This is a genomic window from Pseudundibacterium arcticum (assembly GCF_042646465.1).
Lineage (GTDB): Bacteria > Pseudomonadota > Gammaproteobacteria > Burkholderiales > Burkholderiaceae_D > Undibacterium_A > Undibacterium_A arcticum.
In genome coordinates this window covers 81,082-101,606 of the sequence record NZ_JBHRTP010000040.1, presented here as the reverse complement: position 1 = coordinate 101,606, position 20,525 = coordinate 81,082, and the positions used below count along the sequence as shown (strand labels likewise).

General features: G+C 59.7%; 21 protein-coding genes. 10 read left to right on the top strand and 11 right to left on the bottom strand.

What is annotated here, in order from left to right; translation table 11 throughout:
* Positions 1-6 precede the first annotated feature (6 nt).
* From cobA to ACFOFO_RS13715, 7 genes are read right to left on the bottom strand one after another with little or no spacing between them, the layout of a single operon-like run.
* Positions 7-864, bottom strand: coding sequence for a uroporphyrinogen-III C-methyltransferase (gene cobA / locus ACFOFO_RS13745; RefSeq protein WP_390323455.1), 858 nt, complete (start codon positions 862-864; stop codon positions 7-9).
* Between the two features lie 21 nt (positions 865-885).
* Complete coding sequence (locus ACFOFO_RS13740; RefSeq protein WP_390323456.1) at positions 886-2,220, bottom strand: sulfate adenylyltransferase subunit 1; 1,335 nt, start codon at positions 2,218-2,220, stop codon at positions 886-888.
* Positions 2,220-3,167 carry a sulfate adenylyltransferase subunit CysD gene (gene cysD, locus ACFOFO_RS13735; RefSeq protein ID WP_390323457.1) on the bottom strand — a complete coding sequence of 316 codons (948 nt, stop codon included), beginning with the start codon at positions 3,165-3,167 and terminating at the stop codon, positions 2,220-2,222. Before cysD ends, ACFOFO_RS13740 begins: the two co-directional genes overlap by 1 nt.
* 58 nt (positions 3,168-3,225) lie before the next feature.
* The gene (locus tag ACFOFO_RS13730) at positions 3,226-3,954 is read right to left on the bottom strand and encodes a phosphoadenylyl-sulfate reductase (RefSeq protein ID WP_390323458.1); all 729 of its coding nucleotides are present in this window, start codon (positions 3,952-3,954) and stop codon (positions 3,226-3,228) included.
* Positions 3,951-4,484 carry a DUF934 domain-containing protein gene (locus tag ACFOFO_RS13725; RefSeq protein WP_390323459.1) on the bottom strand — a complete coding sequence of 178 codons (534 nt, stop codon included), beginning with the start codon at positions 4,482-4,484 and terminating at the stop codon, positions 3,951-3,953. The genes ACFOFO_RS13730 and ACFOFO_RS13725 overlap by 4 nt, the downstream gene beginning before the upstream one ends.
* A 48-nt stretch (positions 4,485-4,532) precedes the next feature.
* Entirely contained in the window at positions 4,533-6,227 is a 1,695-nt protein-coding gene (locus ACFOFO_RS13720) for a nitrite/sulfite reductase (protein ID WP_390323460.1), read from the bottom strand.
* Positions 6,228-6,236: 9 nt separating this feature from the next.
* Positions 6,237-7,010, bottom strand: a complete 774-nt coding sequence (locus tag ACFOFO_RS13715) for a sulfite exporter TauE/SafE family protein (RefSeq protein WP_390331796.1) — start codon at positions 7,008-7,010, stop codon at positions 6,237-6,239.
* A 282-nt stretch (positions 7,011-7,292) separates the two neighbouring features.
* Here ACFOFO_RS13715 and ACFOFO_RS13710 point away from each other — a divergent pair, with 282 nt between their 5' ends.
* Both ACFOFO_RS13710 and ACFOFO_RS13705 read left to right on the top strand, forming a co-directional pair.
* Complete coding sequence (locus ACFOFO_RS13710; protein ID WP_390323462.1) at positions 7,293-8,234, top strand: CysB family HTH-type transcriptional regulator; 942 nt, start codon at positions 7,293-7,295, stop codon at positions 8,232-8,234.
* 173 nt (positions 8,235-8,407) lie between these two features.
* On the top strand, positions 8,408-9,073 hold the full coding sequence (locus ACFOFO_RS13705) for a class I SAM-dependent methyltransferase (protein ID WP_390323464.1): 666 nt from the start codon (positions 8,408-8,410) through the stop codon (positions 9,071-9,073).
* A 159-nt stretch (positions 9,074-9,232) separates the two neighbouring features.
* Here ACFOFO_RS13705 and ACFOFO_RS13700 read toward each other — a convergent pair whose 3' ends face one another.
* Together ACFOFO_RS13700 and ACFOFO_RS13695 are read right to left on the bottom strand one after the other, a co-directional pair.
* Complete coding sequence (locus tag ACFOFO_RS13700) at positions 9,233-9,949, bottom strand: phasin family protein (protein ID WP_390323466.1); 717 nt, start codon at positions 9,947-9,949, stop codon at positions 9,233-9,235.
* A 212-nt stretch (positions 9,950-10,161) separates the two neighbouring features.
* On the bottom strand, positions 10,162-10,464 hold the full coding sequence (locus ACFOFO_RS13695; RefSeq protein WP_390331795.1) for a DUF4148 domain-containing protein: 303 nt from the start codon (positions 10,462-10,464) through the stop codon (positions 10,162-10,164).
* Between the two features lie 218 nt (positions 10,465-10,682).
* Here ACFOFO_RS13695 and ACFOFO_RS13690 point away from each other — a divergent pair, with 218 nt between their 5' ends.
* Positions 10,683-11,132, top strand: coding sequence for a winged helix-turn-helix transcriptional regulator (locus ACFOFO_RS13690; RefSeq protein ID WP_390323469.1), 450 nt, complete (start codon positions 10,683-10,685; stop codon positions 11,130-11,132).
* A gap of 139 nt (positions 11,133-11,271) precedes the next feature.
* Here the strand turns inward: ACFOFO_RS13690 and ACFOFO_RS13685 are convergent, their stop codons facing one another.
* On the bottom strand, positions 11,272-11,565 hold the full coding sequence (locus ACFOFO_RS13685; protein ID WP_390323471.1) for a GYD domain-containing protein: 294 nt from the start codon (positions 11,563-11,565) through the stop codon (positions 11,272-11,274).
* Between the two features lie 186 nt (positions 11,566-11,751).
* Here ACFOFO_RS13685 and ACFOFO_RS13680 point away from each other — a divergent pair, with 186 nt between their 5' ends.
* Entirely contained in the window at positions 11,752-12,468 is a 717-nt protein-coding gene (locus tag ACFOFO_RS13680; protein WP_390323473.1) for a pseudouridine synthase, read from the top strand.
* Between the two features lie 403 nt (positions 12,469-12,871).
* Here ACFOFO_RS13680 and ACFOFO_RS13675 read toward each other — a convergent pair whose 3' ends face one another.
* Entirely contained in the window at positions 12,872-13,705 is an 834-nt protein-coding gene (locus ACFOFO_RS13675; RefSeq protein WP_390323475.1) for an IclR family transcriptional regulator, read from the bottom strand.
* A 165-nt stretch (positions 13,706-13,870) separates the two neighbouring features.
* On the opposite strand from ACFOFO_RS13675, the gene ACFOFO_RS13670 reads away from it, so the two are divergent.
* The 6 genes from ACFOFO_RS13670 (at position 13,871) to ACFOFO_RS13645 (ending at position 20,509) form a co-directional block, all read left to right on the top strand.
* On the top strand, positions 13,871-14,866 hold the full coding sequence (locus ACFOFO_RS13670) for a fumarylacetoacetate hydrolase family protein (protein WP_390323476.1): 996 nt from the start codon (positions 13,871-13,873) through the stop codon (positions 14,864-14,866).
* A 169-nt stretch (positions 14,867-15,035) separates the two neighbouring features.
* Positions 15,036-15,554 carry a VOC family protein gene (locus ACFOFO_RS13665; protein ID WP_390327991.1) on the top strand — a complete coding sequence of 173 codons (519 nt, stop codon included), beginning with the start codon at positions 15,036-15,038 and terminating at the stop codon, positions 15,552-15,554.
* Between the two features lie 133 nt (positions 15,555-15,687).
* Positions 15,688-16,620 (top strand): LysR family transcriptional regulator, encoded by a 933-nt coding sequence (locus ACFOFO_RS13660; RefSeq protein WP_390323478.1) that lies wholly within the window; start codon positions 15,688-15,690, stop codon positions 16,618-16,620.
* A gap of 121 nt (positions 16,621-16,741) precedes the next feature.
* The gene (locus tag ACFOFO_RS13655; protein WP_390323481.1) at positions 16,742-17,935 is read left to right on the top strand and encodes a CaiB/BaiF CoA transferase family protein; all 1,194 of its coding nucleotides are present in this window, start codon (positions 16,742-16,744) and stop codon (positions 17,933-17,935) included.
* A complete protein-coding gene (locus tag ACFOFO_RS13650; protein ID WP_390331794.1) occupies positions 17,932-18,888 on the top strand; it encodes a hydroxymethylglutaryl-CoA lyase in 957 nt (318 codons plus the stop codon). The genes ACFOFO_RS13655 and ACFOFO_RS13650 overlap by 4 nt, the downstream gene beginning before the upstream one ends.
* A 298-nt stretch (positions 18,889-19,186) precedes the next feature.
* Positions 19,187-20,509: an MFS transporter gene (locus ACFOFO_RS13645; protein WP_390323485.1), complete on the top strand. Its 1,323-nt coding sequence runs from the start codon at positions 19,187-19,189 to the stop codon at positions 20,507-20,509.
* The last annotated feature ends 16 nt before the right edge of the window (positions 20,510-20,525 follow it).

Below are 20,525 nucleotides of genomic sequence, written 5' to 3'. Positions count from 1 at the left end.
CTTCAGTCAGGCCGCGTGTTTGATACCGGCGCCCCTACTTGCCGTCGCGAGGTGGTGCCTGTGTTCCCCGTCCACGTGCGCGCTGGCGGCGTCCGTTGTAGAGCCCTGGTGCACTCGCTCCGCCATCGCCTCGCCGATCATCACCAGCACCGGTCCAGTGCCCTGCGCCAGACCCCGTTCCAGCGCGCCCAGGTTCAGCTGCACGATGCGCTGGTTCGGGCGACTGCAATTTTCGACGACGATTACCGGCAGCTCCGGTGAACGGCCCTGAGCCAGCAAATTGCGCGCGGTCGCTGCCGCCTCGCGTCCGCCCATGTATTGCACCAGTGTGTCGCAGTTGGGCAGGGTGGTTTGTTGCTGATGATACGGAGCGGTACTGGATGTGAAGAAGGCGACGCTGCGAGCAACGCCGCGCCGGGTCAGCGGTTGCTTGGTGACGGCCGCGGCCGCCAGCGCGGTGGTGATGCCGGGCACCACTTCGACCGCGATACCGGCCAGTTCCAGCGCGCGTAATTCCTCGTCTGCGCGGCCGAACAGCATCGGATCGCCACCTTTCAGTCGCACCACCAATGCGTATTTTTTTGCGCAGTCAACCAACTGCTTATTGATGAACAGTTGCGCAGTCGACAATTTGCCGCAGCGCTTGCCTACCGGGATCTTCAGTGCCTGCGGGCATAGTTCCAGCATTTCGTCGGTCACCAGTGCGTCGTGCAGCACCACATCGGCTTGCGCCAACAGGCGGGCGCCGCGTAGGGTGATCAGGTCTGCCGCACCGGGTCCGGCGCCAATCAGATAGACCTTGCCGCGCGCTGCATTTGCGCCGCCGGCCTCAGACTTGATTCTTTTGCTCTGCCTTAAAGACATGCCGAATTTCCTTCGAATGCACTATTGAGGCGCGTCGCCGAGGCGGATCATGCCGGCAGCGACTGTCTGGTGCGTGACTTCGTCGATCAGGATGAAGGCACCCGTGGCGCGGATGATGTCATAGGCATCGGCGGCCAGCGGTTGCTGGACATTGATCGACACCCGTGCAATGTCATTCAGTTTCAGGCCATCCGCTGGGCGTCGTTGTTGGGTATTGATGTCGAGCAGTGTATCAATCCGCGTTACACGTGCCGCGACCTGCTTGGTGGTGTGCTTGAGCCAGTATTTGCGGCGCAGGTCGAGCGGTTCTTCCGACAGCCAGCAAACGTCAGCGGTAACCGTTTTCAGCAAGGTCGGCGCGCGCTCGCTTGAGGCCAGCATGTCGCCGCGTGAGATGTCCAGGTGTTCGTCCAGCAACAGGGTTACCGATTGGCCCGCGACAGCAGAAGGCAGTGAACCGTCGAGCGTCAGGATGTCCTTCACGGTGGCGGAATGGCCGCCGGGTTGGACCACCAGTTTGTCGCCCTGGCTGACCTTGCCGGCCTCGATGCGACCCATGTAGCCGCGGAAGTCGTTGGCTTCATGGCCATTGTGACGTGCCACCAGCTGCACCGGGAAGCGGAACGGCTCGTCATGCGCCTCGTCATAAACCGACAGCGATTCCAGCAACTCGATCAGGGTCGGGCCCTGGTACCAGGACAGATTCTCGCCCAGTGTGACTACGTTGTCGCCGGCCAGTGCCGATAGGGGAATCGGGCGAATGTCCTTCAGGCCGAGCTGCTGCGCGAACTCGCTGTAGGCGCGCACGATGCGGTCATAGACGGTTTGATCGTAGTCGACCAGGTCCATCTTGTTGACGGCGACGATCACATGCTCGATCTGCAGCAGATGGGCGATGGTCGAGTGGCGTTTGGTCTGAGTCAGCAGTTCCACGCTGCCGTCATCGCCCAGTTTCACCTTGGAGACGTCGATCAGAATGATCACCGCATCGGCAGTCGAGGCACCGGTCACCATATTGCGGGTGTATTGCTCATGGCCAGGGGTGTCGGCGATGATGAATTTACGCTTCGGTGTCGCGAAATAACGATACGCCACGTCAATCGTGATGCCTTGTTCGCGTTCGGCTTCCAGCCCGTCGGTCAGCAGAGACAGATCGATGGTGTCGCCGACGGTGCGTTTGTTCTTGGCGCGCGACATCGCGTCGAGCTGGTCGGCGAAGATCCCCTTGCTGTCGAACAGCAGGCGCCCGATCAGCGTGCTCTTGCCATCGTCAACCGACCCGGCGGTGATGAAGCGCAGCAGGCCGCGCTCTTGCTCGGCGGTTTGCAGAAATTGTTGTGATACTTGTGCGTTCATCAGAAATACCCTGCTTTCTTACGTTTTTCCATCGAAGCTTCCGAGGTCTGGTCATCCATCCGCGTCGCGCCGCGCTCGGTGATCTGGGTGATGGCGGTCTCAGCGATGATCGCTTCGACTGTCGCAGCGTCGGACGCCACCGGGCAGGTGCAGGAGATATCGCCGACGGTGCGGAAGCGCACGACACGGGTTTCGACCGTCTCGCCTTCGCGCGCCGGGGTCAGATTGGTCAATGGCACCAGCAATCCGTTGCGCGGAATCACCTGGCGCTCGTGGGCGAAATAAATGGGCGGCAATGCCAGCTTTTCGCGTTCGATGTATTGCCAGATGTCGAGTTCTGTCCAGTTCGAAATCGGGAACACGCGCATGTTTTCGCCAGCGTGGACGCGGGTGTTGTACAGGTCCCACAACTCGGGGCGCTGCGCTTTTGGATCCCATTGGCCGAATTCGTCGCGGAACGAGAAGATGCGTTCCTTGGCGCGGGCCTTCTCTTCATCCCGACGGGCGCCGCCGATGCAGGCGTCGAATTTGAATTCGGCAATGGTCTCCAGCAACGTCACCGCTTGCGCCGCATTGCGTGAATCGGTCGCCGGATTGCGCAGGCGCACGGTGCCGCGCTTGATCGAGTCCTCGACCGAGCGCACGATCAGCCTTTCGCCCAATTCTGCCGCACGGCGATCGCGGAATTCGATGACTTCCGGGAAGTTATGGTCGGTGTCGATGTGCACCAGCGGGAACGGGAATTTGCCGGGGCGAAAGGCTTTTTCGGCGATGCGAAGCAGCACCACCGAATCCTTGCCGCCAGAGAACAGCAGCGCCGGATTCGCGCATTCGGCCGCGACCTCGCGCATGATGTGGATCGCTTCCGATTCCAGCCAATCGAGATGGCGCTGATTCAGGCCGCCGTTGGCAAGGTCCAGGATGGGGGTTTCGACTGCAGTATTCATAGTTTGCTCATGCCGACTGATGTTGATTGTTATGCTGCTTATGCTTGCTTAATTCTGCTTATGCCGACATCTGTTTGATTCTGATGAGCTTGCCATCGACCAGATGCAAGCCGCATTCCTTGGTATCGGGATTTTCCCACCACCAACGGCCGGCGCGCACATCCTCGCCCGGCTGAATCGCTCGGGTGCAGGGTTCGCAGCCGATCGACGGGTAGCCTTTGTCGTGCAGCGGGTTGTACGGTACGGCATTGCTGCGGATGTAGTGCCACACATCGTCCTCTGACCAGTCGGCCAGCGGATTGAATTTGGTCATGCCATGCGCCGCGTCATGCTCCTCGATCGCGAGCTCGGCCCGGGTGCTGGACTGGGCGCGCCTTTGCCCGGTTACCCAGGCCTGGTTGCCGGCGAGGGCGCGCTTCAGCGGTTCCACCTTGCGAATCCGGCAGCATTCCTTGCGCATGTCGACGCTGTCGTAGAACGCGTTGAGGCCATGTTGCTGTACATAGGCGTCGACTGCCGCCGGCTCTGGGCGGTGTAGCGCAATGTCGTAGCCGTAGACCTGCTTGATGCGCTCGATCATGCCCAGCGTCTCCGCATGCAGGCGTCCGGTTTCCAGTGAAAAAATGCCGATCGGAAGCTTGTTGCGCAGGATCAGGTCGGTCAAAACCATGTCCTCGGCCGCCAGGCTGGACGCAAATACGGCGGGTGTGAATTCGCTGGAAATCCGCGTCAGGGTCGCCCTGGTGGATGCCAGCAGAGCATCGAAATCATGATGTCCGTCGCTCATCGCGCGACTCCAGCGCGCTGGACGCGGCGGAACAGCGGTGATTTCTGGTCCCATGAGGTCTGATATTCTTCCGAGAAATCGCTCAGGCCTTTCAGCGCATCGTGGATATTGCGGTCGGCGCGCGGCTCGAAGGCATCGAAACCAACGCGCTGCATATAAAACATCTGGTCGCGCAGCACGTCGCCGATCGCCCGCAACTCGCCAGTGTAGCCGAGTCGGGCGCGCAGATTGTAGGCGATCGAATAACCTCGGCCGTCGGAGAATTTCGGAAAATCGACCGCGATCACGGCGAATTTCGCCACTTCACCGGTCAGTACTTCCGGCCGCTCGTCGCTGGCGAACCATAGCCCCAGTTCACCGGCCGCGATGCGACCCTGCAGGGCCGCCGCCTGCGCCTGCCATACCGTCAGCGGCACGATCACCTTGCCTGCCGGGATCGCGACGCTCTCGGCGCTATCGCCTTCGGCCAGCCGCAATAGGGTCCAGTCGTCGCCGACGACAGCCTTGTTCTTGATGATTTGCTTTTGCATTTGGTTAGGCATCTGGTTGGGTAGTTTGGTCACTATTTGGTCACTGAATCAGGCATATGCATCCTCACCCCTGAGCGCGTCAGACTTGATGGACGTCGCGTACACCGCATCCTTGAATGGCGTGATGCCGAGGCGGCGGGTCGTGTCGATGAAGCGCTCGCCCTCGATCCGGTCGCGCAGATAGACTTTGACGATGCGCTCGACGACTTCCGGCATCTGGGTGGCCGAGAACGACGGCCCGATGATCTTGCCGACGCTCGATTCATTGCCTTGCGCGCCGCCGATCGACACCTGATACCACTCGCTACCGTCCTTGTCGACGCCGAGCACGCCGATATTGCCGACGTGGTGATGGCCGCAGGCGTTGATGCAGCCGGAGATATTCAGTTCCATCTCGCCAATGTCGTGCTGATAGTCGAGGTCATCGAACCGCTCGGCAATCGCCTGCGCGATCGGGATCGATTTAGCGTTGGCCAGCGAGCAAAAGTCGCCGCCCGGGCAGCAGATGATGTCCGTGATCAGACCGATGTTTGGTGTGGCCAGCCCCTGTGCCTTGGCTTCCTGCCATACCGCAAACAGGTCCGATTGCCTGATGTCGGCCAGTACCAGGTTCTGTTCGTGCGTCACGCGCAACTGGCCGAAGCTGTAGCGGTCGGCCAGATCGGCGACGAAATCGATTTGCTCGGCGGTGGCATCACCGGGAGCGACGCCGACCTTCTTGAGCGACAACACGACGATTGCGTAGCCTGGCACCTTGTGTGGTTTGACATTGCGCTTGAGCCAGTTAGTGAATGCCTTGTTCTCGGCCTTGTGCGCTTCAAACGCAGCGTCAACGGCGGGCAGGGTCTCATAGGCATGCGGCGTGAAGTAGTCGGCGACCCGATTCAATTCCTCGGCCGTCAGGGTGCTGGGGCTGTCCTTCAGGTCCAGCCATTCCTGTTCAACCTGGCGCGCGAATTCCTCGGCGCCGATCGCCTTCACCAAGATCTTGATGCGTGCCTTGTATTTGTTGTCGCGACGGCCGTACTGGTTGTAGACGCGCATGATGGCTTCGATATAGGTCATCATGTGCTGCCATGGCAGGAACTCGCGGATCACGCTGCCCAGAATCGGCGTACGCCCCATGCCGCCGCCGACCATGACGCGAAATCCCACTTCGCCGCTGGCGTTATGCACCACGGTCAGGCCGATGTCATGCACGGCGATCGCTGCACGATCTTCCACTGAACCATTGATCGCAATCTTGAATTTGCGTGGCAGGTAGGCGAATTCGGGATGGAAGGTGCTCCATTGGCGCAGGATTTCAGCGTACGGACGCGGATCGATGATCTCGTCCACCGCGACGCCGGCAAATTCATCGGAGGTGATATTGCGGATGCAATTACCAGAGGTCTGGTTGGCGTGCATTTCGACCGATGCCAGATGCTGCAAAATGTCCGGCGTCTGTTCCAGATCAATCCAGTTGAACTGGATGTTCTGGCGTGTCGTGAAGTGGCCGTAGCCACGGTCGTAGTTGCGCGCGATGTAAGCAAACATGCGCATCTGTTTGGTCGACAGCAGGCCGTAGGGCACTGCGATGCGCAGCATATAGGCGTGGCGCTGCAGGTACAGGCCATTTTGCAGACGCAGCGGCAGGAATTCCTCTTCGGTCAATTCGTTGCTCAGACGGCGGCGCACCTGGTCGCGATATTGCGCGATGCGCTCCTTGGCAATCAAATGGTCGTATTGATCGTATTGGTACATTATTAGTCCTTAATAAATCAATTTCGCTGCCACGCCGGTGAGTGTCATTGCCAACAGGCCGCGTAGAAATTTTTCCGGTACCGCGCGCGCGGCCCATGAGCCGATCGTGATGCCCGGTACCGAACCCAGCAGCAGGGTAGCGAGCAACGCCCAGTTAATAGATCCAAGCCACCAGTGGCCGAAAGCCGCGATTGCGGTCAGCGGGACCGCATAGGCGATATCGGTGCCCGCAACTTCGGCGGAAGTCAGTTTTGGATACAGCATTACCAGCAGGGTCGCGCCGATCGCGCCGGCGCCGATGGAGGAAATGGTTACCAGCGTACCGAGCAATGCACCGGCCACGACTGTGGCATACACTAATGCGTTGCCCTGCAATTGGCGGCTGGGATGGGCATTGATCCAGGCCAGCATTTTAGCCTTGAACAGCAAGGCGATCACTGTCAGTAATACCGAGCCAGCGATCGAGTAACGGATGATCTGGCCAATTTCCTTGTCGAGTGCGCCATACGATTTCAGCGCCAGAGTGGCCAGCACGGCTGCCGGCAATGCGCCGACGCAGAGGCGTCGCACGATTTGCCAATTGACGGTGCCGCGCACCCGGTGGGTAAAGGTGCCTACGCCCTTGGTGATCGATGCGAATGCGAGATCGGTACCGACCGCAGTGGTGGGGGCGACGCCGAATAGCAGCGTCAGCATCGGCGTCATCAACGAACCGCCACCCACGCCGGTCAATCCGACCAGGAGTCCGACCGCAAAACCGGACGCTATATAAGAAAGTGTCATATGACCTCACACAAAGTAAGGTGAATCGTAATAAACTTAACGCTTATTACAAACTACAGAGTATCTATTTGCTTATATGCATATTTGATATATGTGCAATTTCACATACTCCTGCGCATACCATTCAGATGGCTGGATAAGTAGTGGCATATTTTGTAATACCCCATGTTGATTAAGATGTGTTTAGTTTTTTGCATCGATGTGCACAGGCATTATTGGCATTTCGGCCCATTTTGGACTTCGGTCTGACTAATGCTGCACAAGCAGTCAATCAAGGCAATCATGAATCTCCATCAATTGCGCTTCGTACGCGAGGCCGTTCGGCAGAATTACAATCTGACCGACGCCGCCAAGGCTTTGTTCACTTCGCAGCCGGGTGTATCGAAAGCCATCATCGAGCTGGAAGAGGAGTTGGGCGTCGATATCTTCAAGCGCCATGGCAAACGGATCCGCGGCCTGACCGAGCCCGGACGTGCCGTATTGCAGTCGGTAGAACTGATCATGCAAGAAATCGACGGCCTGAAGCGGATCGGCAAGGAATTCGCCGCCCAGGACAGCGGCAGCTTCACCATCGCCACCACCCATACCCAGGCACGCTATGCATTGCCGAAGGTGGTGCAGGCCTTCATGCAAAAGTTCCCCAAGGTCAGATTGTCGCTGCTGCAAGGCAACCCGAAGCAAATTGCGGACATGGTGTTAAAGGATCAGGCCGACCTCGTGATCGCGACCGAATCGATTGCCGAGATCGCCGGCCTGGTGTCGTTGCCGTGCTACCAATGGGAGCATGTGGTGGTGGTGCCGGTCGATCACCCCTTGCTGCAGTCGAAAGCGCTGACGCTGGAAGAGATCGCGGTGTACCCACTGATCACCTATGACAGCGCCTTCGCCGGCCGCAACAAGATCGACCATGCATTCCAACTGCGCAATCTGAAGCCGGATGTGCTGCTGGAAGCGATCGACGCCGACGTGATCAAGACCTATGTGGAGCTGGGCATGGGCGTCGGCATCATCGCCGGCATGGCATTCGATCCCGAGCGCGACAAGGGGCTGCGTGCGATCTCGGTCGGCCATCTGTTCGGCATGAACGTCTCGCGCGTCGCGGTCAAGCAGGGCGCCTATCTGCGCAGTTATATCTATTCTTTCATCGAATTGCTGACACCGACGCTCAATCGTAAGCTGATCGAGCAAGTAATGCATGGCGAGAAAGACAGTTACGAGCTGTAATTCGCAGTTGAATCTGCCACTACTACATCAGACGTACGTGTACTTTGTTGCCGGCTCTTGCCCTACTAAAGTAATGCCTGCGAGCCGCCGTCGCGTTCACTTTGATCTGGAAATGGAATGACACCGCGGCCGGCGCCGCGACGAAGGAATTTTTAAATAGCGATGAATTGACGATGACTACACCCGAACAAGCCGATCTGGCCCATTACTACGCCCAACGCGCCCAGAGTTACGAATCCGTATACGACAAACCGGAACGGCAAGCCGATCTCGCGCAGTTGCGCCAGCAGGTTGCCGAAACAATGCGTGGACATGATGTCCTGGAACTCGCCTGCGGTACGGGTTACTGGACCGCACAGTTTGCCGCGAGCGCGAACTCGGTGCTGGCGACCGATATCAGTCCTGAACTACTCGATATTGCCAAAGCCAAACACCTGCCGGCCGACAAGGTGCAATTTGCACTGGCCGATGTCTTCCATTTGCCGTCCGACTTCTCGCAGCGCGGCTTTAGCGCCTGTTTTGCCGGATTCTGGTGGTCGCATCTGAAGCGCCAGGATCAGGCTGGCTTTCTGGCCGATTTACGTGCCAAGCTGGGCGCGGGCAGCTTGCTGGTAATGATCGACAATTGTTACGTAGAAGGCAGCAGCAGCCCGATCGCGCGCACCGACCTGGAGGGCAATACCTACCAGCTGCGCAGCCTGCAGGATGGCAGGCGTATCGAAGTGGTGAAGAATTTCCCGAGCGACAGTACCTTGCGCAAGAAGCTGGGGCCGGCGGTGCGCGACATCCGCATCTTGCGGATGGAGTATTTCTGGATGCTGAGCTGCCGCTTGAAATGAGTGCCCGCGGGTGGGCGGTCGCCTTCACATCGTCTGCCCAGGTTCCAATTCTGCCCAGTCGATCCCTGAATTGGCGCCGCCCAACGGAGGATGCGCATTGCCATCAGGTAACGGGCAGTACCAACGGGTAGCACACAACCCGAGTCATTTCCGAGCGATTTATTTTTTGCCGGGGATTTTTCTACCTTGCAAACGCGGCTGGCTGGAGCGCGCAGGCAGTTTGGCGGCCTGCGCTGCGGCGGCGGTCTTGCCGGCAGCGGCTTCGTCCCCTTGCTTGGCATGTATCGCCTTGCTTGCCAGCTTCTTGCTGCTGGCGGCCGGACCGGCGGTCGTCACCGCCGCTTCCATTACCGTGGTCTTGGCCGCCAGCTGGTCCGGCGCGACGGAAGCGGTAGCTAATTGGCCGGAATCGGACGCGAGGACATCCGGTGTAACGCTCTCGGCAACCGCGTGCGCTAGCGGCTTGGCGGCCACATCGGCGGCAGCGTTGGCGGTCGGCATTGCAGAACCACTGCTCTGTCCTGAATCGGTGGCCACTGTCGGGTGGGCGGGCATTTGGCTGGTTTTGATGAATAATTCACGCTGCGTGGTGTGCGATGCATTTGCCAGATCGCGGCCGTAAGCCTGGAGCGTATCGAGATTCGGCCCCTGCGCGGTCAGCGCAAAGAACCCCTGGGGCATAGCCGCGCACAATTGCAGCGCGGTGCAGGCCGATGCGCCGAACGAGCTTCTGGCCAGCGCCAGATTCAGTGCCACTAGTTGCTCGACGCCGTCGAGGGTGCTGACTGCCAGGGAGCTGAACATCGACAGCTGGGCGTCAAGATTGGCCCAGGTTGCTCTCTGCGCGTCTGTAAATCGTTCGGTGATTGAAAACATGGCTTTCCTTCGGCAGGTGGACAGACGGTAACCACCGGCGGACTCGTTGGCGCGCCATTGCTGCGTTGCAATAAATCAGCCGGGGAATTTACATATTAAACGCTGATTTAAAGCTTTACAAACTATTTTGCATCGCAGCATTATCCGTTCATCGCCACACCTTGGTGGCGCCATGTTTTCACCGATCCGCAGCTCGCACCGCCTGACCACGATCAGTTCAAGTTGCGCTTGCTGGAGTCCGGCTGGTTTTTGGTCAGCTCCGGTACCGACTTGGCACGGTTTTCCGCATGCGTCGGGGTCGGCGCCGATTGCACGTTGGCAGTCGATTCGTAGATATCGGCCAGCGGGCCACGACGGATTTCGCCATTTGCGATGGCCTGCTGCAGCTCGGCGACGACTTGCGCCCGGGTCTTGGCGGCGCCGGCGGCGGATGGGCCGGGATTGACGTCGGCGGCAAACACCGATGATGCAAACAGCAAGGCTGATACTGAGAGGGTGAGGCTTGAGCTTTTCATTGCGGACTCCATGATGACTGATAAAAAAGCGCGGCGAACTTGTGATGCCGCTGACCAAACTTGCCGTTTGACGACTTAATGGACGCTTGCTTGGCATATGTCCCGTAGCGAATCGGGTCGTATGCATCGATTCGTCCGCTAAGTAGGTTGCAAATTGCAAGTAACGCTCTCATCATAGAATGTATACTTTCGTTTTGCAAGTTAGTAGAATGAAAAATATGAAAACGACCGAATTCATGTCTTGTCCGATCGCGCGCTCAGCCCAGTTGATTGGCGACGAATGGGTACTGCTGGTGTTGCGGGCGCTATTTCGGGGCCCGCAACGATTTGACGACCTGCAAAAGCAGACCACGGCGGCGACCAATATCCTGACCAGCCGGCTGAAGCGGCTGATCGATGCCGGCATCGTTTCCAAAGTGCCGTACCAGGAGCACCCGCCCAGGTTCAACTACCGCCTGACCAAGGCTGGCCTGGGTTTGTTTCCGTTGCTGATCGAAATGATGCGGTACGGTGATGAATGGCTGGCAACGCCCGAGCCGAGTGCGCTCAGGCTGCGCCATCTGGACTGCGGCAAGATTACGCGCGCGGGCCAGATCTGCTCCGAGTGCGGCAAGCCAGTGACGTTGAAGAACGTGACCATGGAAACGCTGGGCGGCTTGCCGGCATAGTGCAATCTTGCTCGCACGATGAACTGTGGAAAACGGCGCCATCGGCGCCGTTTTTGTGTGCGCTGGGCAATCCGGTGCTGTCGCGCCATAAAAAATGGCAATACACCCGATCTGCGCAGATGCCCCTATATCGGGCTAGTCAAGGCAGTCCCTTGATGATGCCCTCCATTTCGGATTCGCCGAACGCGCGCATCGTGATGGTGCGGACGTTGCCTTGCATTGCCAGCATCAATCCCAGCCGGGTGGCGGTTTCGTCATCCGGCGCATTCAATGTACACACGAGGTCATATGGGCCGAGAACCCAGCTAATGTCGGTGACTTCCACGCCAACGGTCTTGGCCAGCTGCCGGAAATCCTTGGACCGCTTGATGGTGTCCTTTGCATTCTTCACACCTTGCTCTGTCCAATTAACCAATACGATATGTTTTGCCATGTCATTCTCCTTGTCGGATATGAAACAAATGAGTGGCGCAATGCGCCCATGCCGGTCTCATCACCTCCCGTCATGGATATGTCTTTTCTGATGGCGGCGCTTTGAGCATAGTCAAGGACCAGCGGCGGCGATTGAGCTAACACAAGTGGCGTGAAACCCCCGCCGGCTTCTGGTAAAGTGCCGCGCATGAGCAAATTAACCCTTGACCGTATCCTGCAATCGCAGGGTTTCGGCACCCGCAAATATTGCCGCAGCCTGATCGACGATGGCGAAGTCACGATCAACGGCGCGGTCGTGACCGACTACAAGATCGCGCTCGACACCGATGGGCTGGTGTTCACATTATTCGGTGAAGACTGGACTTACCGCGAGCATCTCTACATTGCGCTGCACAAGCCGGCCAATTTCGAATGTTCGCGCAAACCGAGCCAGCATCGTGGCGTGCTGTCGATCCTGCCGGAACAATTTAGCTGGCGCGAGTTGCAGCCGGTGGGACGGCTTGATCACGATACGACCGGGCTGTTGCTGATGTCGGACGACGGCGCCTTCAACCACGCGCAATCGTCGAGCAAGCGCCATATCCCGAAACTGTACCTGGCCAGCACCCAGGATCCGGTCACGCCGGCACTGATCGCGTACTTGCTGGCCGGCGTCAAATTGCCGGACGAGCCGGCACCGCTGCTGGCGCTGGTTTGCCGCCAGACCGGTGAGCGCCAGCTGGAGATCGTGCTGGAGCAGGGCAAGTATCACCAAGTCAAGCGCGTGCTTGAAGCACTCGGCAATCCTTGTATCGCCCTGCAGCGCAGCGCGATCGGCGGCCTGAGTCTGGCCGCGCTGGAACTGGACGAAGGCGAATGGTGCTATCTGGAGCCGGCGCAACTGGCTTTGCTGGTGCCGGACTGAATTTGCGTTGAAAATATACTGGCAGGTGTATTTTTTAAGGCGCAATTAATTCGGGCTGATTAGCATCGATTTGTGCCTATACTCCCCGTAATATCGATGAATTGCAAGGTATCAAAGCGCCGGCATACCAATGTGCTGGCATATATCGACGCATCAAAATTACTGCTGTCGTCCCAGCGAACGCTGGGACCCAGTGGCGTTCGTTGTGCACGCAGGTGCAATTTCGTGCTCATCATGCGTGAATGGATGCCAATAATTGCGCCCGATAACCTCTGTAATGGAGGGGTCAGCATGCGGCAGAAGACACTGGGTCCCAGCGTTCGCTGGGGCGACAGGCGGCGTGCGGCGCTTGTCGCTAGCGTCGCTCAGCGTTGTTACTGCAAACCATCACACCCAGGCCACTTCAGCCCACCTCGGGACGATACCCCAGCCGCCGCGACAATTGCTCGGCCTGTGCCCGGGTGGCGTTGGCGATCGGCCCGTCCCATTGTTCGCTGACGTGGACCGCAGCCCCGACGAGTGTCAGCGCAAACTGCATCTGGCCCAGATGGTTGAATACCGGCGCGGCAAACGCATTGAAACCGGCCAGCAGGCGTTCGGCGATGCGGTTGGTGAATTGGTCGCGCGCGTGGGATGGGTCGAGCCGGCCAATCATGCGCGCCAGTCCATGCGCGCGGGTCTGCGCCAATAATGGCAACAACTCGGCAGCATCTTGCGGTGCGTCGCTCTGCTGCTGCCGGTTGTGCGTCAATTCGGCCTGCAGAATCTCTGCGGTCTCGCTGTCCGGCAGGTAGGCCGCGAAGCACAAGCCGGTAGCGGTGTAGGTTAGCGGCAGCACGTTACCGATCTGCAGATTGATCGTCAGCGCGCGCCGCGATGGCAGCAGCCGTACATAGGTCGGCCCCATGTTGCCCCAAGTCGCGAGCGCCACGGTTTCGCCGGTGGCGTCGCGCAGTTCGGCCAGCGCCTGATCGGCCAGCCTGATCGCATCGAGCCGCCCCAGTGACACCAATCCCAGTTCCAGCGCCAGCGTGCCGAGATCGTAATGGCCGCTGGCGCCATCCTGTTGCACCAGCCCGACCCGGATCAGGCTGACCAGGTAGCGATGGGCCTTGGCGGCCGGCATGCCCGCTGCTTTGGCCAGCAACGACAGCGCGATCGGACCGGGCGCATTGGCCAGCGCGCGCAACAACGGGCCGGCGACTTCGACTGACTGAATACCTTGACGAGATTCCATTGTTATTGGTTGATTTGGCAACTATTGTGGGAAATGAGAACAAACGACGGTTGATTCCATTCGAGTTTAGCATTACGATACATAAAATCAATTGCAGTAATCGTAAATTCTTGTTCACCATCAATTATTGCTTCAGCCTTATCAACTCACTTCATCCGGATTCCCATGAAACTCGCCACCATCAAAGACGGCAGTCGCGACGGCCAGCTCGCCGTCGTTTCCCGCGATCTGAAAACGGCCCAGCTGGCCGATGCGATTGCGCCGACCATGCAGGCCGCGCTGGATGACTGGAACTTCATCGCGCCGCAACTGCAGGAGATCTACGAGCAGCTGAATAGCGGCAAGGCATATCGCGCGTTCGACTTCGACCAGAAGAACTGCATGGCGCCGCTGCCGCGTGCGTTTCAGTGGGCCGACGGTTCGGCCTATGTCAATCACGTCGAGCTGGTGCGCACGGCGCGCAACGCCGAAATGCCGGAATCGTTCTGGCACGATCCGCTGATGTACCAGGGCGGCAGCGACGACTTCACCGGGCCGAACGACGACATCGTGCTCGGTTCGGAAGAGTGGGGCATCGATTTCGAGAGCGAGATCGCGGTGATCACCGATGACGTGCCGATGGGCTGCACGCCGTTTGACGCGGCGTCGCATATCAAGCTGCTGATGCTGGTCAACGATGTGTCGCTGCGTAACCTGATCCCGGCCGAGCTGGCCAAGGGGTTCGGCTTCTTCCAGTCAAAGCCGGCGTCGAGTTTTTCGCCGGTCGCAGTCACCCCGGACGAACTGGCGACCGCCTGGATGGACGGCAAGGTGCATCTGCCGCTGCGCTCGAGCTGGAACGGCAAGCTGGTCGGCCAGCCGAATGCCGGCGTCGATATGGTGTTTAGCTTCCCGCAGCTGATCGCGCACCTGACCAAGACCCGCAACGCGCGCGCCGGCACCATCATCGGTTCCGGCACCGTATCCAACAAGGATGCCAGCAAGGGCTACAGCTGCATCGCCGAACAGCGCTGCCTGGAGACGATTGCGAATGGCGCGGCAGCGACGCCATTCATGCAGTTCGGCGACACGATCCACATTGAAATGCTCGACGTACGCGGCAAATCGATCTTCGGCGCGATTGATCAGACCGTGAAGCAAGGCCCCGGCAAGAAAGCATAGACCGGAATCTGAAACGATCCGTATTCAACACGTCACGACGATGAATCTCTAGCAACAGGAGGCTATCTTGAGTACCCGCACCAGCAGCACCATCGGAAGTACCGCCGTCGGCCAACGCGTCGCACCTGCCGCGGCAACGTCGGCAACCGCGTCCACGGCCCCGGCGGCGATCCCGATCAACGGCCTGCACCACTTCGCCTATCGCTGCCGCGACGCCGAAGAAACCCGCCATTTTTACGAAGACATCCTCGGACTGCCGCTGTTTCATTACATCCGCGCCGACATCGTGCCATCGACCGGCGAATACTGCCCGTACGTGCATATCTTCTTCCGCATGACCGACGGTTCCTGCCTCGCGTTCTTCGATCTCGGCGACAACGTGTTGCCGCAGCCGTCGCCCAACACGCCGGAGTGGGTCAACCACATCGCGTTGCGGGTCGACACCGCGGCGCAGCTGGAGAGCATGAAGCAACGGCTCGAAGCGCATGGCATCGCGGTGCTGGGCGTGACCGATCATCGGGTGTTTCAGTCGATCTATTTTTTCGATCCGAACGGCATCCGGCTGGAATTGTGTGCGCAACTGGCGTCGGACGCGCAGATGAACAGCGAGAAGCAGGGCATCCACGAAAAAATCGCCGCCTGGTCGAAAGAGAAGGCCGAACGGCTGGCGCTGCTACCGGCAGGCTAATCCGCCGGCAGCGGCGCGCTGGCCGTGCGCGGGGAGCGTCGACTCCCCCTGGCTGGATCAACGCTGAAAAAAATGTTGGGACAGGCCAAGCTGTTATACAGTGGGCAGGCATCCACTTTCGGCCCTGAACTACGTGGCGTTAAACAATCTCCTGAGGCGTCTCGACCTCACCACCTTGCAGCTGTTCCTGTCGATTCACGAGGAAGGCACGCTCACCCGCGCCGCAGTGCGTGAAGCGATCGCCGTTTCGGCCGCCAGCAAACGGCTGGCTGAGCTGGAGCAGGCGATCGGCGTCACGCTGTTTGTGCGCACGGCCAGAGGCATGGATCTCACGCCCGCGGGCGAGACGCTGCTGACGCATGCCAGGCGCATGTTGCTCAGTGTCGAAAAAATCGGCCAGGAGCTGGCCGAACATGCGCAGGGCGTCAGGGGCTATGTGCGGATGGTCGCCAATCTGTCGGCCATCGTGGAATTTTTGCCCGAGGATTTAAGGGCGTTTATACAATTGCATGAACAGGTCAAGCTCGACCTCGAAGAGCGGCCCAGCGGTAGCGTGGTCAAGGGTGTCGAGGACAGCTGGGCCGACATCGGCATCTGCTCGGGCGACGTCGATACCCGCGATTTGCACACTGCGCTGTACCGGCGCGACCAGTTAGTCCTGGTCATGCGCGACGATCACCCGCTGGCCCATCGCAGCCGCGTTGAATTTGCCGAAACTCTGGACAGTGACCATGTCGGTTTGCATGCCGACAGCTCGATTAATGCCCGCACCCACCTGGCCTCGCATGCAGCGGGCAAATCGTTAAAGATGCGGATCCACGTGCCGGGATTCGACGCCGTGTGCCGCATGGCGCAGGTGGGGATGGGGCTGGGCGTGATCCCATACGACGTGTATCTGGCGATCGGGCGTCCGCTCGGTCTGGTATCGGTGGCACTGGACGACGACTGGGCGCAGCGGGAGCTCAAAATTGTGGTGCGCGACGTCAAGGGCCTATCACCAGTGACCCAAGCCTTGTTTGACCATTTGCGGTCAGCGGAAACGCGCGCCGCGCAGCCAGGCAATTAGTATCAGCAGCCTTGCTTGTCTGATAACGTTCTGATTTGGCGAACGCTCCTTGAAAATTTACGGTTGGACGTGAGTCCCGGTCTTTCTCTATCCTGTCAAAAAACGATAGAAGGAGATTGTAATGAGTGGACCTCTCGAAGGTATTCGTGTCATTGAAATCGGCACCTTGATCGCCGCACCGTTCGCGGCGCGCATGCTGGCCGAATTCGGCGCCGAAGTGATCAAGATCGAAGCGCCCGTTGACGGCGATCCGATTCGAAAATGGAGAAAGCTGCACGAAGGGACATCACTTTGGTGGTATCTGCAATCGCGCAACAAAAAATCCATTTCGATCAATCTGAAGTCGCCGCAAGGCATAGCGATCATCAAGCGCCTCGCCAGCAAGGCGGACGTCCTGATCGAAAATCTCAAGCCGGGTGCGCTGGAGAAGTTGGGCCTGGGCTGGGACGTCCTGCACGCCCTGAATCCCAAGCTGACCATGGTGCGTATCTCGGGCTACGGTCAAACCGGGCCGTACAAGGACCGCCCTGGCTTTGGCGCCATCGGCGAGGCCATGGGCGGCATCCGTTACACCACCGGCGAGCCCGATGGCGCGCCGGCCCGCGTCGGCGTCAGCCTGGGCGACTCGCTGGCGTCCCTGCATGCGGTGATGGGCGCCTTGATGTCGGTGCTGCGCGTCAAGACCGGCCAGGGCCTGGGCCAAGTGGTGGACGTGTCGCTGGTGGAGAGCGTCTTCAACCTGATGGAAAGCCTGGTGCCGGAATACGATCTGCTCGGCCACGTGCGCGAACGCAGTGGTGGCGCTTTGCCCGGCATCGCTCCCTCCAATACCTACCCGACCCGCGACGGCGCCTACGTGGTCATCGCCGGCAACAGCAATCCGATCTTCAAGCGCCTGATGCTGGCGATTGGCCGCGCCGATCTGGCCGAGGACCCCAATTTCGCGCACAACGATGGGCGCGTTCGCCAGGTGGCCTTGCTGGATGCGGCGATTGCCGGCTGGACCTCGGCGCAGCCGATTGAGAGCGTGTTAGCCACGCTGGAGCAGGCCGGCGTGCCTGCCGGCCGCATCTACTCGGTCGCCGATATCGTCGCCGACCCCCACTATCAGGCGCGCGACATGATCCTGTCGGCAGAATTGCCCGGCGGGGTCAAGGTCAAGATGCCGGGCATCGTGCCCAAGCTGTCGGAAACACCGGGCCAGGTCAACTGGCAGGGACCGGCGCTCGGCGCACATACGTCTGAGGTGCTGGCCGAGCTCGGCCTTGGCGACAGCGAAATTCAACGCTTAAGAGATGAGGGCGTAATCCAATGATTCCAATGATCAGGAATTTTTCCGAACGACTTATCGTGCAGGAGGTCGCGCCGCGCGACGGCTTGCAGATCGAGCCGACCTGGGTCCCGACCGACGCCAAGGTGGCGCTCATCGATCAGCTGTCCAGCGCCGGTTTTACGCGTATCGAAGCGGGCTCTTTCGTCTCGCCCAAAGCGATTCCGGCGCTGCGTGACGGCGCAGAAGTGTTCGCGCGCATTCGGCGCCAGCCGGGCGTGGTGTATGTTGCGCTGATTCCCAACATGAGGGGTGCGCAACGCGCGTTCCAGGCTGGCGCCGACGAGCTGAACCTGGTGATGTCGGCCAGCCAGACGCACAACCGTGCCAACATGCGGATGCGTTGCGAGGACTCGCTGGCGGCATTTGCCGACATCGTGCCGCTGACCGCCGGTACTGCGGTGACGCTCAACGGCACCGTCGCCACCGCCTTTGGCTGTCCGTTCGAGGGCGCGATCGATGAAGACCGCGTTCTGGCCATCGTCGACCACTATCTGGCGATCGGAATCGGAGCAATCACGCTGGCCGATACCACCGGCATGGCCAATCCGCGTCAGGTGGCCCGCCTCGTGGAACGGGTGCTCGGCCGCTTGCCGGCGTCGGCCCTGACCCTGCATTTTCATAACACCCGCGGACTCGGTCTGGCCAACGTGCTGGCCGCGTATGAGGCGGGCGCACGCAGGTTTGATGCAGCACTGGGCGGCCTTGGCGGCTGCCCGTTCGCGCCCGGCGCATCGGGCAATATCTGCACCGAAGACCTGGTCAATCTGTGCCAGGAGATCGGGATCGAGACCGGCATCGATTTGCCGAAACTGATCGCCATGTCGCGGCGCTTGCCGGCGCTGCTCGGCCATGAGGTTCCCGGTCAGGTGGCCAAGGCCGGCCGCAACTGCGACTTGCATCCCGCGCCATGGGAACGGGAGAGTGCTGCGGCTTAGATGCCGTGTTTCGGTACAAAGCAATATTAATAGGACTTACGAAAACATAACCAGCTAAAAATCCGTTCGTGCTGAGTAGCCCTTTAGGGTGTATCGAAGCATACACAGACTTCGGCGAGCCTTCGATACGGTGCTGCGCAGCCACGTCCTGAGCAGGTCCGTTCGCCCTGAGTAGCGAAGCGTATCGAAGGGAGCGTATCGAAGGGTACTCAGGGCGAACGGATAGGCGATATTTTTCTTGTTTGCGTAAGTTTTACTTAAATAATCGGCGCCACGATGCGCCGGACATGGAGACAAGATGAACACTCAAAGTACTTTTGCCGCAGACCAGGCTGCCCCGCTGGCCGAGGCGGATGAAACCACCATCGTGCGCAAGGTGGCGTGGCGCATCATGCCGCTGATCATGATCTGCTATCTGTTCGCCTTTTTCGATCGCATCAACATCAGCTTCGCCAAGTTTCAGCTGCAGGGCGATCTGGGACTGAGCGACACGGCCTACGGCCTGGGTGCCAGCCTGTTCGTGGTCGGTTATGTGCTGTTCGAAGTACCCAGCAATATGTTCCTCTACAAGGTCGGTGCGCGACGCTGGATCGCCCGCATCATGATTTCATGGGGGCTGGCCACGACGGCGATGATTTTCGTCTCCACCGAATGGCAATTTTATTCCCTGCGGTTTGTGATCGGCGCGATGGAAGCGGGCTTCGCTCCCGGCGTGCTGTATTACCTCACGCTGTGGTTTCCCGCCACGTTCCGCGGACGCACGACTTCCCTGCTGTTTCTGGCTTCGGCTTTCGCAGGCCTGATTGGTGCGCCTGTTTCCGGGCTGATACTTGGCCATCTGGAGGGCGTGCTGGGAATCCGCGGCTGGCACTGGTTGTTCATGCTGGGCGGCTTGCCGTGCGTGCTGCTCGGTCTGGTGGTGCTGAGTCAGCTCAAGGACCGGATTGAAGATGCCGGCTGGCTGTCCACGCCGGAGAAGGACTTGCTGCGTAGCCGCATTGCGCAACACAGTCCGAAAGGTGGCGGACATTCGCTGCTTGGCGCGATCAAAACGCCGGGATTCTTGACCTTGGGCCTGGTATATTTCCTGATCCAGGTCGGCTCCTACGGCCTCAATTTCTGGGCGCCGCACCTGATCCGGAGCGCCGGAACCCAGAACCCTACCATTATCGGTCTGCTGACCGCCGTGCCTTACGTATGCGGCGCAATCTGCATGGTGCTGGTTGGCCGCATGTCCGATGCCAGCGGCGAGCGGCGCAAGTTTGTGATCGGCTTGATGGTGCTGGCGTCGGTCGGTTTCTTTGCTGCCGGCTTGTTTGACAAGCAGACTGTCCTGCTGATCGTTGCCCTGGGCGTCATGGGCGCTGGCGTGGTCGCGGCCATCCCCGCATTCTGGGCCTTGCCTCCCAAGCTGGTCACGGGTGCCGGCGCGGCCGGTGGCATCGCCTTGATCAACACGCTGGGCCAACTTGGCGGCATTGTCAGCCCGGTGATGGTGGGGCGCATCAAGGATCTCACGGGCAGCACTACGCCGGCACTGTATGCGATCGGCGGCATGACCCTGTTATGTGCGCTGATTCTGATGTACGCCTTGCCGGAAAAATTGCGGCAAAAAGAGTAGTGTACAAAACGCCTGA

What these genes read in the sequence shown, in the direction of transcription:
- ACFOFO_RS13740 (WP_390323456.1), bottom strand. Translation starts at nt 2,220, where the DNA reads ATGAACGCACAAGTATCACAACAATTTCTGCAAACCGCCGAGCAAGAG.
- ACFOFO_RS13650 (WP_390331794.1), top strand. Translation starts at nt 17,932, where the DNA reads ATGATTCCAATGATCAGGAATTTTTCCGAACGACTTATCGTGCAGGAG.
- ACFOFO_RS13670 (WP_390323476.1), top strand. Translation starts at nt 13,871, where the DNA reads ATGAAACTCGCCACCATCAAAGACGGCAGTCGCGACGGCCAGCTCGCC.
- ACFOFO_RS13700 (WP_390323466.1), bottom strand. Translation starts at nt 9,949, where the DNA reads ATGTTTTCAATCACCGAACGATTTACAGACGCGCAGAGAGCAACCTGG.
- cysD (WP_390323457.1), bottom strand. Translation starts at nt 3,167, where the DNA reads ATGAATACTGCAGTCGAAACCCCCATCCTGGACCTTGCCAACGGCGGC.
- ACFOFO_RS13685 (WP_390323471.1), bottom strand. Translation starts at nt 11,565, where the DNA reads ATGGCAAAACATATCGTATTGGTTAATTGGACAGAGCAAGGTGTGAAG.
- ACFOFO_RS13725 (WP_390323459.1), bottom strand. Translation starts at nt 4,484, where the DNA reads ATGCAAAAGCAAATCATCAAGAACAAGGCTGTCGTCGGCGACGACTGG.
- ACFOFO_RS13705 (WP_390323464.1), top strand. Translation starts at nt 8,408, where the DNA reads ATGACTACACCCGAACAAGCCGATCTGGCCCATTACTACGCCCAACGC.
- ACFOFO_RS13680 (WP_390323473.1), top strand. Translation starts at nt 11,752, where the DNA reads ATGAGCAAATTAACCCTTGACCGTATCCTGCAATCGCAGGGTTTCGGC.
- ACFOFO_RS13655 (WP_390323481.1), top strand. Translation starts at nt 16,742, where the DNA reads ATGAGTGGACCTCTCGAAGGTATTCGTGTCATTGAAATCGGCACCTTG.
- cobA (WP_390323455.1), bottom strand. Translation starts at nt 864, where the DNA reads ATGTCTTTAAGGCAGAGCAAAAGAATCAAGTCTGAGGCCGGCGGCGCA.
- ACFOFO_RS13645 (WP_390323485.1), top strand. Translation starts at nt 19,187, where the DNA reads ATGAACACTCAAAGTACTTTTGCCGCAGACCAGGCTGCCCCGCTGGCC.
- ACFOFO_RS13730 (WP_390323458.1), bottom strand. Translation starts at nt 3,954, where the DNA reads ATGAGCGACGGACATCATGATTTCGATGCTCTGCTGGCATCCACCAGG.
- ACFOFO_RS13710 (WP_390323462.1), top strand. Translation starts at nt 7,293, where the DNA reads ATGAATCTCCATCAATTGCGCTTCGTACGCGAGGCCGTTCGGCAGAAT.
- ACFOFO_RS13720 (WP_390323460.1), bottom strand. Translation starts at nt 6,227, where the DNA reads ATGTACCAATACGATCAATACGACCATTTGATTGCCAAGGAGCGCATC.
- ACFOFO_RS13715 (WP_390331796.1), bottom strand. Translation starts at nt 7,010, where the DNA reads ATGACACTTTCTTATATAGCGTCCGGTTTTGCGGTCGGACTCCTGGTC.
- ACFOFO_RS13690 (WP_390323469.1), top strand. Translation starts at nt 10,683, where the DNA reads ATGAAAACGACCGAATTCATGTCTTGTCCGATCGCGCGCTCAGCCCAG.
- ACFOFO_RS13695 (WP_390331795.1), bottom strand. Translation starts at nt 10,464, where the DNA reads ATGAAAAGCTCAAGCCTCACCCTCTCAGTATCAGCCTTGCTGTTTGCA.
- ACFOFO_RS13675 (WP_390323475.1), bottom strand. Translation starts at nt 13,705, where the DNA reads ATGGAATCTCGTCAAGGTATTCAGTCAGTCGAAGTCGCCGGCCCGTTG.